The sequence below is a fragment of the Pedobacter sp. GSP4 genome (assembly GCF_051857575.1).
Lineage (GTDB): Bacteria > Bacteroidota > Bacteroidia > Sphingobacteriales > Sphingobacteriaceae > Pedobacter.
This window is the reverse complement of sequence record NZ_JBPZIR010000013.1, coordinates 1-15,030: the sequence shown is the minus strand read 5'-3', so window position 1 is coordinate 15,030 and position 15,030 is coordinate 1. Positions and strand designations below refer to the sequence as shown.

General features: G+C 39.8%; 10 protein-coding genes and 1 rRNA gene. 9 read left to right on the top strand and 2 right to left on the bottom strand.

All coding sequences use genetic code 11. From position 1 onward, the window contains the following. Positions 1 to 2: 2 nt before the first annotated feature. The 9 genes from ACS5PU_RS23300 (at position 3) to ACS5PU_RS23260 (ending at position 12,914) form a co-directional block, all read left to right on the top strand. Positions 3 to 1,700, top strand: coding sequence for a hypothetical protein (locus tag ACS5PU_RS23300; protein ID WP_439461559.1), 1,698 nt, complete (start codon positions 3 to 5; stop codon positions 1,698 to 1,700). A 263-nt stretch (positions 1,701 to 1,963) separates the two neighbouring features. Continuing rightward, entirely contained in the window at positions 1,964 to 3,457 is a 1,494-nt protein-coding gene (locus tag ACS5PU_RS23295; protein WP_439461558.1) for an SPOR domain-containing protein, read from the top strand. Continuing rightward, complete coding sequence (locus ACS5PU_RS23290; protein ID WP_439461557.1) at positions 3,457 to 4,161, top strand: MotA/TolQ/ExbB proton channel family protein; 705 nt, start codon at positions 3,457 to 3,459, stop codon at positions 4,159 to 4,161. The genes ACS5PU_RS23295 and ACS5PU_RS23290 overlap by 1 nt, the downstream gene beginning before the upstream one ends. Then, positions 4,161 to 4,562: an ExbD/TolR family protein gene (locus ACS5PU_RS23285; RefSeq protein ID WP_439461556.1), complete on the top strand. Its 402-nt coding sequence runs from the start codon at positions 4,161 to 4,163 to the stop codon at positions 4,560 to 4,562. The genes ACS5PU_RS23290 and ACS5PU_RS23285 overlap by 1 nt, the downstream gene beginning before the upstream one ends. Next, complete coding sequence (locus tag ACS5PU_RS23280) at positions 4,562 to 5,377, top strand: energy transducer TonB (protein WP_439461555.1); 816 nt, start codon at positions 4,562 to 4,564, stop codon at positions 5,375 to 5,377. The genes ACS5PU_RS23285 and ACS5PU_RS23280 overlap by 1 nt, the downstream gene beginning before the upstream one ends. 385 nt (positions 5,378 to 5,762) lie before the next feature. Next, positions 5,763 to 7,052 (top strand): bifunctional folylpolyglutamate synthase/dihydrofolate synthase, encoded by a 1,290-nt coding sequence (locus ACS5PU_RS23275; RefSeq protein WP_439461554.1) that lies wholly within the window; start codon positions 5,763 to 5,765, stop codon positions 7,050 to 7,052. Between the two features lie 68 nt (positions 7,053 to 7,120). Further along, on the top strand, positions 7,121 to 8,779 hold the full coding sequence (gene pafA / locus ACS5PU_RS23270; RefSeq protein WP_439461553.1) for an alkaline phosphatase PafA: 1,659 nt from the start codon (positions 7,121 to 7,123) through the stop codon (positions 8,777 to 8,779). 246 nt (positions 8,780 to 9,025) lie between these two features. Beyond that, on the top strand, positions 9,026 to 9,394 hold the full coding sequence (locus ACS5PU_RS23265) for a VOC family protein (RefSeq protein ID WP_439461552.1): 369 nt from the start codon (positions 9,026 to 9,028) through the stop codon (positions 9,392 to 9,394). A 127-nt stretch (positions 9,395 to 9,521) separates the two neighbouring features. Beyond that, complete coding sequence (locus ACS5PU_RS23260; RefSeq protein WP_439461551.1) at positions 9,522 to 12,914, top strand: methylmalonyl-CoA mutase family protein; 3,393 nt, start codon at positions 9,522 to 9,524, stop codon at positions 12,912 to 12,914. A 133-nt stretch (positions 12,915 to 13,047) separates the two neighbouring features. Here ACS5PU_RS23260 and ACS5PU_RS23255 read toward each other — a convergent pair whose 3' ends face one another. Further along, on the bottom strand, positions 13,048 to 14,028 hold the full coding sequence (locus ACS5PU_RS23255; protein ID WP_439461550.1) for an acyl-ACP desaturase: 981 nt from the start codon (positions 14,026 to 14,028) through the stop codon (positions 13,048 to 13,050). 926 nt (positions 14,029 to 14,954) lie between these two features. After that, positions 14,955 to 15,030, bottom strand: a 5S ribosomal RNA gene (gene rrf, locus ACS5PU_RS23250); the annotation flags it as partial.

Here is a 15,030-nt window from a genome sequence, read left to right as displayed (position 1 = left end):
TTATGAAATCGATTAAATATATATATAGTTCACTGTTTTTTTTGGCTGCCGGAATACTGACCGCGCAGGCGCAGGATAAAAAAACGGATGAAAAAGCTGTAGTAAACGAAGAAATTGAAGTTGTTCGCCCCTATAAACCCATTTTGGCTGAAGCTGTAAAGCTCAGAAGAAGTCCGAACCTGGATGATGTTAAAACCTACAAGGCAAAACTGAATTACAGCATTACTGATAAGAAACTGGACCTGAACAGTGATATCCAAAAATTGCAGGCACAGGCTTTGGCAGAAGAAAAAGAAAGCATCCTGGTTAACAATTATGTTAAAGGTGCATTCGGTTCGTTGGCCACCCTCCTGGGCGAAGCTTATTTTAATACAGGTAAAGATGAAGGTTTACAGCTTGGCGGTTACTTTAAACATTTTAGTCAGGAAGGAAAGTTGAACAAGCAGAACAGCAGCAACCAGCAGCTGAGTGTTTTTGGCCGTAGCATATTAGAGCAGAATACCGTTAGCGGGCGCATTAACTTTGAACGTAACGGAACCTATTTTTACGGTTTTGATAACGATAAGCCCACGCTGAACCCCAATCCAGAAAAACAGGCTTTAACTACCATCGAACTAGAAGGCGAACTGGTAAACAATTTTACCGAAGACCCTGATGCGTTTAGTTATGCCTTAAAAGCAAATGGCTACATCTGGAGCGATAAATTTAATGCTAAAGAAAACTACCTGAGTTTAAATGGGTATGTAAACAAGCGCATTAAATCACTAAACCTGGGCTTAGCGGCCTCCACCGAATTTGGCAATACCAAAGATGCCTTAACCAGCGTTGGCAATAACCTGTTGCGCTTAAACCCTTATATCCGCTTACAGGTAAACGGAGCTAAAATTACCGCCGGAATCAACTTTGTTCAAGAGTTTGGCGCTTTTAGCAGTTCAAAAATCTTCCCGGCCATTACCGCAGATTTTACGCTGATTCCTGATTATTTACAGGTTTTCGGAGAAGTTAAAGGTGATGTGAACAGAAATTCTCTAAAAGCCTTTACCGATGAAAACCCTTGGTTAAACAGCAATATCCTGGTTAAAAATACAGTAGAAAAACTAAGCTTTAGTGCAGGTATTAAAGGTACCGGCGGACCAGGTTTTGGCTACAAGGCCCGTGTATATGTGAAGCAGTTTGATGATATGCCCCTCTTCATCAACAATTACACCGACTTTAATAAGTTTGATGTGATTTACGATTTTGGCAAAACCAAACTAACGGGTTTAGAAGGCGAAATTTCGGTTCAGGTAAGCGATGCCTTAAAATGGACCGGCAAGCTGAACATCGACGATTGGAAGCCGGCACAGGAAACTTACTCGTGGTTTAAACCAGGTTTAAAAGTAAGCTCTAACCTTGTTTATACTTACAACAAAAAATTAAGTTTTAATGCAGGGGTAGTTATCCAAGATGATGTTAAAGCCAAAGTAAACATCAGTACCCCGGTTAATCCATTACAATATGTAATTCCGAATCCGTTAATAGAATCGATTGTTACCGTAAAAGGCTTTGTTGATTTAGGCCTAGGTGCGGATTACAGGATCAACAAAAAATTCTCTGTGTTTGCCAAAGCAAACAATATCTTAAATACAAACTACAGCAGGTACCTATATTACCAGGTAAACGGTTTTAATATTTTTGGTGGTTTAACTTACAGTTTTTAATTAACCAAAACCATTAAGCGAAAGGGCATTCCATCCGGAAATGCCCTTTTCGCTTAAAAATATGGAAGCCGATTTGCCTCATTTACAAAATTAAATACCATTTTTATCTTGTTAATCGTTACAATTACAATGCAAGGCGATAACACATACTTATCTAATTTTAAAAGCAATAATGGATAAATTGTTACTTTCAGAGAAAAACTTAGCACGGTGTTTAAAAGGTAAATTATATTTAATAGATAAAAACGCTTAATTTTACCCGAATGGATATCTTATCATACCTTTTAGAACTTTTGCAACAACGCAAAGAAGTTGGTATTACCGGCTTGGGCACTTTTTATAAAAAGAAATACCCAGGAAGATACGATAAGGAAAAACAAACGTTTTTGCCTCCCGGATATACGCTGCAATTTACTACTGATGTTGCCGAAGAAGAATCGCTTGTGACCCTTATTTCGGCTAAGCGCAGTATCTCTGCCGAAAGTGCGAAATATTATGTTACGCAATTTGCTGAAGACGTAAAACAAAAACTGGAGATAAACAGCGAGGCCGAACTGGAAAATGTTGGCCGTTTGTTTTTTACCGAGCATGAAGGATTAAGCTTCGAACCTGTTAACAATATTAACTATGGTTCTGAATTTTATGGACTGCCAACTTTAGCAGAAACCGCTACAGAAGAAGTAAAGCCAACTGAAACGGCAGAAGAGGAAGAAGTTTATGATGAAATTGCTGAGGCCCCTGTTGCCACTAGTCCTTTTGAAAATAAATCTTACCGCCATCCGGTAATCGAAAACATCGAACTGGACGAGGTAAAAGATGATCTTAAAAACACCTTAAAACATTCGGAAAAACCTGCTGAGGAAATTAATGAGGCTCCAGAATTTATTAAAGCGCAGCATGATGAACAGCCTGGACGTTTTGGCCATACCCCAGAGACGGAAGATACAGCCCAAACCGCCGATCATCAAGAAATTGATGTTCCTGAATCGGTAAAGCAGCAGCACGATGAACATCCCAACCGTTTTGGTCACGCACCAGAAACCGAAACGGCCAAAACATATCTTCACCTGGAAGATGACAGCAAAGCAGAAGAGCCCATTATTGAAGCACCTGCATTTATAAAAGAACAGCATGCAGAGCATCCAAACCGTTTTGGCCACGATCCTATTGCGCACGAGCAAGAACCGGCCCAGGGCATGTCTACCTGGTTAATGGTTGCCATTGCCGTTGTAGCGCTGGTGGTTATCGCTGCCATAACCTATTTGATTAAGCCCGAATTATTTACAGGTCAGCAAGAGCCGGTAAAACCTGTTCCTGCTGTAATCGATTCGCCTAAAGTTGCCGTTGATACCTTAAAGGCCAAACAGGATTCGATAGCGAAAACGGATAGTATTTTAAAGGCCAACCAGGTAGAAAAGAAAACCGATACCGTTAAAAAAACGGTAGCAAAACCTGCAGCTAAAGCAGCTATCGAAACACCTAAAGAAAATAAAGTTGTACCAAACACCCGTCCTTCTACGTTCTACGTTATTGCAGCTTCTTTTCAATCAGAGAAAAAAGCACTTGAATTTATCAAACAGATGGAAAAAATCGGCTTAAAAGCAGAAATTGCAAATGTGCCGGGCCGTTTGAAAAAAGTAAGTTTGGCAAGCTTTAAAACAGAAAAAGAAGCTAAGGAACAAAGGGACATTTTACAGAAAAAATTAAAGGGAAAAGGATATTTCGTACAACAAGAATCTAACAACACACAACCATAATGATAACTTTATTAATTCAAGACACCACACAAGCATTACAAGACACGGTGAATGCGCTTAACCAAGCGGCAACACAACCGGCTCCAGAACTACACTTTATCGACCTCCTGTTTAAAGGCGGCTGGGTAATGATCCCACTGGCATTTTTAGCCTTTTTGGCGCTGGTAATTTTTGTTGAACGTTACTTAACGATAAAAAAAGCAACCAAAGATGAGTCGAACCTCATGGGACAGATCAGATCTTATATCCAATCTGGAAATTTAGATGGGGCCACATCACTTTTAAGAAATAACAATTCTCCCCTTTCGCGCATGTTGCAAAAAGGTTTAAGGCGCATTGGCCGCCCGATCAAAGAAATTGAGGGTGCTATCGAAAATGTAGGTAAATTAGAAGTATCCAAATTAGAAAAGAACATCAGCATTTTGGGTATTGTTGCAGGTATTGCACCGATGTTGGGTTTCGTAGGTACAATAGTTGGGGTAATTACCATTTTCCACCAGGTATCTATTAAAGGAGCCATCGAAATTGGAACCATTTCTGGCGGTTTATATACCAAAATGATCACTTCAGCAACGGGATTAATTATCGGTATCATTGCTTACGTGCTGTATCATATCCTGAATATCATGGTAGAGAAAATCATCTTAAAAATGGAGACCGATGCAATTGATTTTATTGATTTATTAGAAGAACCGGGCAAATAATGAATTTACGCAAAAGAACAAAAGGAGGTGTAGAAGTACATACATCAGCACTGAACGATATTATGTTCTTCTTGATGCTGTTTTTCCTCTTGGCATCTGCGGTAGTAAATCCTCAGATAGTTAAATTGTTATTGCCACAATCATCAAGCGGACAGCAATCTACAGCCAAAAAAGCAGTAACGGTAACGATAGACGAAAATTTAAAATATTTCGTTGATAAGAAACCAACAACAGAAGATCAGTTACAGCCCGTAATAGAGGGCTATCAAAAACTGGCCCCTGATTTGACCATCATTTTATACGTGGCCAAAAATGTACCGGCAGAAAACATCATGGTGGCTTACGATGTAGCCAACAAATTGAAATTAAAACTTGTTTTAGCAGTTGAGCCTAAAAAATAATGAACACTGCAGAAGAAAATAATTACCCAAAAGCCGTTGCCATATCCACAGGGATTATGGTATTTCTGCTTGCGATAAGCTTTTTCATTGTAATAGGATCTTTTCAACCCCCGGAAGATTTAGGAATGGGTGGTATGGTTGTAAATTATGGTACATCGGCCGAAGGTATGGGCGATGATTATACCAGTATTGAAGAACCATCTGCTGATCCCAATGCAAACCAAAAAGCACCTGAAAAAGTAACACCGGAAGAAAAGGTTACGCCAAACAATTCAACTGAATCGAGCGAAAAGGAAATACAGACGCAAAATACCGAAGATGCATTGGCGGTTAATACCAAGCCTACCAAAACTAAAACCACTACCCCAACGGCACAGGAAGAAGAAAAACCTGCCAAACCGGTAATTAACCAAAATGCTTTATATAAAGGCAAAAAGAATACCGGCCAGGGCCAGGGCGATGGAACAGGTACTACTGCAGGCAACCAAGGTTCGGTTAACGGCGATCCTTTATCGAACAATTACGGTGAAGGTGGCTCTGGCTTCGGTAATAAACCTATCGCTTTAAGGCATTTCTCCAATTTGGTAGTCCCGCAGGATGATGGACAAAAAACGGGTAGAGTGGCCATCCGGATTTATTTCAACAAAAACGGCGACATTATCCGTGCTAATCAAGAACTTAAGGGTTCTACCATTACCGATACCGAATTGGTAAATAAATGTATTCAAGCGGTATTAAAATCATCTTTAAGCAAAACTGATGTTGGAGGAGATAACCAAACCGGCGTAGTAGTGTTTAATTTTAAAGTGAAGTAACCGCTATAATCTTCAATTAGATTAATTAAAAAACAAAAATGGCCTGCGTTTCGCAGGCCATTTTTTGTTTTGATTGAGGTATAGTGGAATATAGAATTTAATGCCAATTGCGCTCAGATTCGATGAGCCTCTAATTTGAACCTAAAAGCATCAAATTATAACCTTTTAGCCTCCAGTTTGAACCTAAAAGTATCAAATTATAACCTTTTAGCCTCTAGCTTGAACCTAAAAGCATCAAATCAGAACCTTTTAACCTCTTTCTCCATGGTCTGTGTCCTCACAGACCATCACAAAAACCATGAACTTTAAAGGTTACCATTCCCTAACAAAATCTTCTTCTTTCATTCCAGAATAAAGATAGTCGGCTTATATTTGGGCCATAATTATGAACTACCAGCAAACACTTGATTTTTTATACAGTAAACTCCCTATGTTTACCCGGGTTGGCGCATCAGCATTTAAAAAAGATTTAACCAATACCATCATTTTTTGCAATGCATTGGGTAACCCGCAAAACAAGTTTAAAAGTATCCATGTTGCGGGTACAAACGGCAAGGGTTCAACCTCCCATATGCTCGCATCGGTGTTGCAGGCCCAAGGTTATAAAACCGGATTATACACGTCTCCACACCTGAAAGATTTCCGTGAGCGCATCCGAATCAATGGAAAAATGATGAGTAAGACCGAAGTTGTATCGTTCGTAAAAGACCAACAGCAGCTGATCGAAAAAACAGAACCATCCTTCTTTGAGGTAACTGTCGCCATGGCATTCGATCATTTTGCCAAACACCAGGTAGATGTAGCCGTAATCGAAGTGGGTTTAGGTGGCCGTTTAGATTCGACCAACATCATTACCCCACTTATTTCAGTAATTACCAACATCAGCCTAGACCATACCAATATGCTGGGCAATACCTTAACCGAAATTGCGGGAGAAAAAGCTGGGATCATCAAAAATAATATACCTGTTGTAATTGGTGAAACACATCCAGCATCTGCTCCGGTTTTTATCAAAAAAGCCGCGGACGAAGCTGCACCCATTATTTTTGCCGATGCTGTTCTAAACGCCCAGGATTTCAAGATCAAAAACAATAAACTTTCCCTTTCAGTGTATCAGGATGGTCAGATCCGCTACAAAAATCTGCAGAGCGATTTAACAGGGGTTTATCAGCATAAAAATATCTTAACCGTTTTAGAAACGCTTTCTGTCCTTAACGAAAAAACTGAAATAAAAACCGTTGAGGCCAGTATTTATAAAGGCATCAGCGAGGTTAAAAAACAGACCGGTTTGCAGGGCCGCTGGCAAACTTTGCATAAAAACCCGTTGGTAATATGCGATACCGGCCATAACGAAGCTGGCATTACTGAAGTCATCAAAAATATCTCCCAAACACCTTATCAAAACCTGCACGTCGTTTTCGGGATGGTTAAGGATAAGGATATTTCCAAAGTTTTATCCCTAATGCCCAAAAACGCCACCTATTATTTCTGTAAACCAGATTTAGAACGTGGTTTAGCAGCAGATGAGCTTAAACAACAGGCTGCCGGATTTAACCTAACCGGAAATAGTTTCGACTCAGTTGCCAAGGCAAAAGATGCGGCCATCCAGGCAGCCGATGCAAAAGATTTGGTTTTTATTGGTGGCAGTACATTTGTGGTGGCCGAAGCGCTATAAAATCTTTACATAAAGTTCAAAATTTCTTCACTTAAAAGTTATTAATTTAGCCCTTTAACTAAAACATAATGAATAAAATATCGAGTTTAATCCTTTCCATATCACTCCTCTCCATTCCGGTGGCTTTTGCCCAAACCAAGAAACCAGTAACAGCGCAGCCAAAAGCATTTCCAGCAACAATTGCCCGTCCTAAATTGGTGGTTGGCCTTGTGGTAGATCAAATGCGTTGGGATTATCTGTACCGTTACTACAACCGCTATACCAATGGAGGTTTTAAAAGATTGATCAATGAAGGTTTTTCGGTAGAAAATACATTTATTCCTTACACACCTACTTACACTGCTTGTGGGCATACCTGTATCTACACCGGTTCAGTTCCTGCGGTCCATGGTATTATCGGCAACGATTGGTACGATCCGGAAACCAAAAAGAATGTATACTGTACAGAAGATTCGAGCGTAACAACTGTGGGCAGCACACCTTCATCTGAAGGGAATATGTCGCCAAAAAACATGTTAACCAATACCATTACCGATGAGTTGCGCCTGGCAACCAATTTTAAAGGAAAAGTAATTGGTATTTCTTTAAAAGATAGAGGTTCAATCCTGCCAGCAGGTCATTCGGCAAATGCGGCATACTGGTATCAAGGCAGTACCGGAAACTGGATTACCAGTACATATTACATGAAAGAAGTACCTACCTGGATTGCCGATTACAATAAACTTAAACTGGCAAACAAATTCTATACTAAAAACTGGGAAACATTGTATCCAATTAATACCTATGTAAACAGTACCAAAGATGAAAATGCCTACGAAGGTAAAACCAGTACTTTCCCGCACCAGCTTACCCAAAATATCGATAAAAATTTCGATGCCATCAGAAGTACCCCTTACGGGAATACCATTACTTTAGATCTGGCTAAACTGGCCATCCTTTCTGAAGATCTTGGACAGGATAACATTACCGATTTCCTAGCTGTTAGCTGTTCATCTACCGATTATGTAGGTCACGCTTATGGACCTAATTCTGTAGAAGCAGAAGATACCTATTTACGTTTGGATAAAGATTTTGAAGAGTTTTTCAACTATCTGGATAAAAAAGTGGGCAAAGGAAACTATACCGTATTCTTAACTGCCGATCATGGCGCGGCACATGTACCGGCATTTATGCAGGAAAACCATTTACCGGCAGGTGTGGTAAACGATAGAGATGTTGCCAATAAGTTAAATGCTTTTCTGAACGAGAAATTTAAGGTAAACAACATCGTTTTAAGATCGATGAACAACCAGATCATTTTCGATCACGATAAAACAGATAAAGGCAATGTTAGCTTCGATGTAATTAAATCAGCTTCTGTAGATTTTTTGAAACGACTTGATGGATTCCAAAATGCGGTAGATATTGCAAAAATATCGCAAACAACCCTTCAGGAAACCCAGAAGAAGATGATTACCAATGGTTATAATGCACGCAGAAGCGGTGATATTTACTATGTTTTAAATCCAAATTGGTTTAACGGTGGCAGTACCGGTACCACACATGGGAACTGGAACCCATACGATTCGCACATTCCATTGGTTTTTATGGGTTGGGGAATCAAAGCAGGCGCTACAAATAAAATGCATTACATGACAGATATTGCACCTACCCTAGCTGCGTTGCTCCACATACAAACACCAAACGGAACTGTTGGAGAACCGATAACAGAGATTACCAATAAATAATTTTAAGAAAACTATGCTAACCGGCATAGTTTTTTTGTTTTGTAGGAGTCGTCATCTCGACTGAAACGAAGTGGAATGGATAGATCTATGATCATAGATTTCTCGACTTCGCTTCACCCGATAGCTATCGGATCAGCTCGAAATGACGGCCTCGGGAACAGTAATCCATATTAATTTTTATACCATACCATATCTTCAAAATGAGGATAACGTGTAAAAACTCTCCGTTTTTTCTTATTTTAGATTATGTCAAACTATAACGCCATCAAACTTACGCCTATGCTTAACTCGCATGATATGGCGGCAACCTTAAAATTTTATACAGAAATATTAAACTTTACCTGTGTGGCCAAACTGGACGATCTAAGTTGGTTTGCTCTGAGCAAAAACCAAATAGAAATTATGTTTTCAACACCTAACGAACACCGTCCCTTCCCTAAATCAATCATGAGCGGCTCGTTTTACATATATACCAATGAGGTGGCCGAACTGTGGGAAAGCCTAAAGGATGTTTGCGAAATCTGCTACCCGCTCGAAGATTTTGAATACGGCATGCGCGAATTCGCCATTTACGACAATAATGGCTATTTATTACAGTTTGGAAAGGAATTATAACTGAACCAAAAGCCATAACGGTATAGGGTATTCGTGCTTTAAGCTGCTTAATTTAGTACATTTGCATACCAAATATTTGGAACAGGGGTTGATCATTTAGTATACCCCATCTGCTAAATCCCATAGTATGCAACAAGTAAAAATATATAAACCCAAAAATAAAATCCGTTTTGTCACAGCCGCATCCCTGTTTGATGGGCATGATGCAACAATCAATATTATGCGCCGTATCCTGCAATCGTCAGGAGCGGAAGTAATCCACCTTGGCCATAACCGGTCTGTAGATGAAGTGGTAAACTGCGCCATTCAGGAAGATGTTCAGGGTATTGCCATGACCTCGTATCAGGGCGGGCACATCGAATACTTTAAATACATGTACGATCTGCTACAGGAAAAAGGTTCAGGTCATATCAAGATATTTGCTGGTGGCGGTGGTGTAATTTTACCTTCAGAAATTGAAGAACTGCAAGCTTACGGAATTTCCAAAATCTACTCACCAGATGATGGGCGCAAGATGGGTTTACAGGGCATGATTAATGATATGCTGGTACAAACAGATTTTGTTACCAAAGCCAATATCACCGAGCTAGATACCATCCCAACAAAAGATATCAAAGCCATTGCCGGAGCCATTACCGTTGCAGAAAATGACCCCGAAGGTGCTCAAAAATTTGTTGATGAATTAAAGAAACTATCCAAAAATAATACTGCACCCATTTTAGGGATTACCGGAACGGGCGGTGCCGGAAAATCATCTTTAGTAGATGAGCTTGTACGCCGTTTCTTGGTCGAAGTAAAAGATAAAACACTTGCCATTATCTCGGTCGATCCTTCGAAAAGAAAAACAGGGGGCGCTTTACTGGGCGACCGTATCCGCATGAATGCGATTAACAACAGCAGGGTCTATATGCGCTCTTTAGCTACCAGGCAGGCCAACCTTGCCCTTTCTAAAAATGTGCAGGAGAGCATCGATATATGCAAGGCTGCTGGCTATGATTTAATTATCGTAGAAACCTCCGGCATTGGTCAATCTGATACCGAAATTACCGAACATTGCGACGTTTCGCTGTATGTAATGACACCTGAATTTGGTGCAGCTACACAATTGGAAAAAATCGACATGTTGGATTTTGCTGATTTGGTGGCCATCAATAAGTTCGATAAACGCGGTGCTTTAGATGCTTTAAGAGATGTACGCAAGCAATATAAGCGTAACCATAATATTTTTGATGCCAAAGACGAAGAAATTCCCGTTTACGGCACTATGGCTTCTCAGTTTAATGATCCGGGCATGAACAACCTGTTTGTTGCCTTAATGGAGCAGATTAAACTGAAAACCGGTACAGATTTTAAAGCAAAGATGGAACTGACGGCAGATCAATCGGAGAAGATTTACATTATTCCGCCCGATCGCATCAGATACCTTGCAGAAATTGCCGAATCGAGCCAAATGTACAATGAGTGGGTAGATAAACAGACCACAATAGCTAGAAAGATGTACCAGCTTAAAGGCGTAATTGATTTGTTAGCCGATAAGAATTCCCCTCTTTCAGAGGGGTGTCCGCAGGACGGGGTGTCTGAGAGCCTAAATGCAACCTTCACTTTCTTTGAAGAACAACTGGATGGGGAGTGTAAAAGACTACTACGCCAATGGCCCGATACCAAAAGGGCTTATAAAGAAGAGTTTTTTATTTATAAGGTACGCGATAAAGAAATTAAGCAGCCATTATTTTACGAGTCGCTTTCAAAACTCAATATTCCGAAGGTTTCCCTCCCAAGGTATGAAGATTGGGGCGATATTTTAAGATGGCTGTTAACAGAGAATCTTCCTGGCGAGTTTCCTTACGCAGCAGGGGTCTTCCCTTTAAAAAGAGATGGAGAAGATCCAACCAGGATGTTTGCCGGAGAAGGTGGCCCTGAAAGAACCAACAAAAGATTTCATTACGTATCGTTAGGGCAGCCCGCACACCGCCTATCAACAGCTTTTGATTCAGTTACCCTTTATGGCGAAGATCCACACACCCGACCTGATATTTATGGTAAAATCGGTAACTCAGGGGTAAGCATAGCCACTTTGGATGATGCTAAAAAACTCTATTCCGGTTTTGATCTTTGTGCGCCATCAACCTCTGTATCCATGACAATTAATGGCCCTGCTCCTATGCTTTTGGGCTTTTTCATGAATGCAGCTATTGATCAGCAATGCGAAAAATACATTATCCAAAACGGCTTAGAAAAAGAAGTCGAGGTTAAAATAGCGTCTATTTACAAAACTAAAAACGCAGAACGGCCATCGTACAATGGAACACTTCCACAGGGAAATGATGGTTTAGGCTTAATGCTGCTCGGCGTAACAGGCGACCAAGTTTTACCAGCCGATATTTATGCGCAGATAAGGGCAAAAGCCATCAGCTCGGTTAGAGGAACCGTTCAGGCTGATATTTTAAAAGAAGACCAGGCACAGAATACCTGTATATTTTCTACTGAGTTTGCCCTCCGCATGATGGGCGATATACAGAAATATTTTATCGATGAAAAGGTTAGAAACTTCTATTCCGTTTCCATTTCAGGCTACCACATTGCAGAGGCCGGTGCAAATCCGATCTCTCAATTGGCATTTACGCTGAGCAATGGTTTTACATTTGTTGAATATTATTTAAGCCGGGGCATGCACATTGATGATTTTGCACCTAACTTATCCTTTTTCTTCTCCAATGGAATTGATCCTGAATACGCCGTAATTGGCCGTGTAGCGCGCAGAATTTGGGCAAAAGCCATCAAAAACAAATACAAGGGTAACGATCGTTCGCAAAAACTTAAATACCATATACAAACTTCAGGAAGATCGCTGCATGCACAGGAAATAGATTTTAACGATATCCGTACAACATTGCAGGCGCTGTATGCCATTTACGATAATTGCAATTCCCTACATACAAATGCCTACGATGAAGCCATTACCACCCCAACAGAAGAATCGGTAAGGCGGGCCATGGCCATACAGTTGATTATTAACAGGGAACTTGGATTGGCCAAAAATGAAAACCCATTGCAGGGCGCCTTTATTATAGAAGAGTTAACAGATCTTGTAGAAGACGCCGTTCTTGCCGAATTTAAGCGCATAAATGATCGTGGTGGCGTTTTAGGTGCCATGGAAACCATGTACCAACGAGGTAAAATTCAGGAAGAGAGTTTATATTACGAAACCCTCAAACACACCGGAGAATATCCTATTGTAGGAGTAAATACTTTTTTAAATAAGAATGGTTCACCAACAATTATTCCAGGAGAAGTAATTAGGGCCACCGAAGAAGAAAAACAATACCAGATTAAGGCCTTACAGAAGTTTCAGGAGCGTAATGTGGACAAAGCTGCATCATTATTAAAACAGCTCCAAAAATCAGCTGTTGCAGGCGATAATATTTTTGAACAACTGATGGAAGTTTGTAAAATCTGTTCGCTAGGGCAAATCAGCAATGCATTATACGAAGTTGGCGGGCAGTACAGAAGGAATATGTAATAATAAACCTCGTACGGGGATAAAGCTTAAAACCACTTGATCTGCCCTCTCAAGAGGTTGTTTTAAATAAAAAGGCATAAAAAAACCTATTGCAAAAAGCAATAGGTTTTAAATATTTTAAGCGGACATTTGCTTATCCAGCAATCCAACTGAATTTATAATCAATAGTCGGATTTTTCATTCTTTCCGCAACTCGTAGTAAGCGCGATGGCAAAGCCATAATGTAATCACGTGCTTTTTCTCCAGCTTCATTCAAATCACGCATGCCTTCAATTTTCCAGTCAATAATTAGCTGTTGCATAATATCAACATAATCAATTGCGGTATACACCCCCAAACGCTGAGCAGCATCAGTGAAATGACCAAAGGTTTGACCAATTTTAAGACCTACTTCACGTAAAAAGTGTGCTGGCATCACAATTTTCTTGCGCATCATGTCTTCAAAAGCAAGCATTGCCTCGTTAGGATCCACTTCAAAAATACGGTTCATAAAATCCTTGTATGCTTTGGCATGTCTGGCCTCATCAGATGCAATAACACCGCACATTTTCGACAATAAAGTATCACCATCTTTCTTAGCCAGAGAAGCTACACGCCTGTGCGAAATATTGGTTGCCATCTCCTGGAAAGAGGTATAAATAAAGTTGCGGTACGGATCGTGACCAGTACCAATATCAAAACCATCAGCAATAAGATACTGGGTTGATATTTCCATCTGGCGCATATCAACACGGCCAGATAGATACAAATATTTGTTTAATAAATCACCATGACGGTTTTCTTCAGCAGTCCAATGTCTGTTCCACTTCATCCAACCACCATCTTCTTTCATGCTTGGGCCTTGCACCATGGCCAACCACGATTCGTAAGTTGGAAGAGCTTCTTCTGTAATTGTATCACCGATTAATACGGCTACCAGATCGTAAGAAAGGTCTTTAGCATTATCCCTCAATATTCTTATATCTTGATAAAATGTTTCGCTAGTAGAATCAGGAAGAAAATCAGACGGTTGCCAGTTTGTATCAATTGGTTTAAGATAGGTATCCATCATCTCAAGCATATATTTTTCTATATGCACCATTACTTCCCTTCTTTTATCTGCAAAAAAACTCATTATTCGTGTTTATATATTTGTAAAAGCAAAGATAACCAAATATTATGGCAAACCTTATGATATTAACATATTTAGCAATAAATCAGTTTCAAAATAGCTTTAAATTATCAACATCATTTTAATTATTTGCTTCCATTAACAATCTCATCCCTGCAGCAGCAAACAATTATCAAAGTATGCTTTGCCATTAGTGATTTGCCATAAGTACGTTAGAACTTCCTAGAGCGGCTCTATGGTAAAACTAAAACACCATAAACCTTAAAGTTGATTGAAAATGATGAAAATTACCATAATTGCTCACAGCCAAACTTAGAAATAAATAATCAAAACAATATTTTGGTTAATAGTCAGTCCTAATCAGCATTGCCATTTTATGATTTCTATTTTTTGAAGCGCAAAACCTGTGCTTATGGTAAAGTTTCTGTCCTGCTGTGCGTTTCAATCCTTTTGGAGGTTTTCGGTGTAAACGGGTTTAATTGCCAACCAAAAGGGATTTCCACTGCCATCAGGGCTATTTAACTTCTGATGGGGTGAATATTTAAGGAATATTGTTCTTCGGTGATCAGCCTAATCTGAGGGAAAACAAAGGTAAAAGCTATTCACTGCTCCCGTTGACCATTAAGGAATTAAGAACATTAAGAAAGCCTGCCGTATCAGCGAAAAAACCAATAAATATTAACGGATTGCGTTGCCTCCGACCATTAAGGGATCAAGGACATTAATAATATTTAATATCCTACGCTGTTAAACCTGAAAACCAACTTATCTTCTTAACTTCTTAATGGTTTAAAAAGCTTAAAGGAAAAAGACCAAGGCCTTAAAGCTGTTGTATTACATTTTTCGCTTTCGTCTTTATGCTTTCGTCTTTAATCTGCCCGTAAACAAGAAAACCCTCCAATATTTCTATTGAAGGGTTTCTCTTTAAGATCTGGCACCGACCTACTCTCCCACGTGTTACCGCAGTACCATCGGCTCTGGTGGGCTTAACTTCTCTGTTCGGAA

What these genes read in the sequence shown, in the direction of transcription:
- ACS5PU_RS23290 (WP_439461557.1), top strand. Translation starts at nt 3,457, where the DNA reads ATGATAACTTTATTAATTCAAGACACCACACAAGCATTACAAGACACG.
- ACS5PU_RS23295 (WP_439461558.1), top strand. Translation starts at nt 1,964, where the DNA reads ATGGATATCTTATCATACCTTTTAGAACTTTTGCAACAACGCAAAGAA.
- ACS5PU_RS23260 (WP_439461551.1), top strand. Translation starts at nt 9,522, where the DNA reads ATGCAACAAGTAAAAATATATAAACCCAAAAATAAAATCCGTTTTGTC.
- ACS5PU_RS23265 (WP_439461552.1), top strand. Translation starts at nt 9,026, where the DNA reads ATGTCAAACTATAACGCCATCAAACTTACGCCTATGCTTAACTCGCAT.
- pafA (WP_439461553.1), top strand. Translation starts at nt 7,121, where the DNA reads ATGAATAAAATATCGAGTTTAATCCTTTCCATATCACTCCTCTCCATT.
- ACS5PU_RS23255 (WP_439461550.1), bottom strand. Translation starts at nt 14,028, where the DNA reads ATGAGTTTTTTTGCAGATAAAAGAAGGGAAGTAATGGTGCATATAGAA.
- ACS5PU_RS23280 (WP_439461555.1), top strand. Translation starts at nt 4,562, where the DNA reads ATGAACACTGCAGAAGAAAATAATTACCCAAAAGCCGTTGCCATATCC.
- ACS5PU_RS23275 (WP_439461554.1), top strand. Translation starts at nt 5,763, where the DNA reads ATGAACTACCAGCAAACACTTGATTTTTTATACAGTAAACTCCCTATG.
- ACS5PU_RS23285 (WP_439461556.1), top strand. Translation starts at nt 4,161, where the DNA reads ATGAATTTACGCAAAAGAACAAAAGGAGGTGTAGAAGTACATACATCA.
- ACS5PU_RS23300 (WP_439461559.1), top strand. Translation starts at nt 3, where the DNA reads ATGAAATCGATTAAATATATATATAGTTCACTGTTTTTTTTGGCTGCC.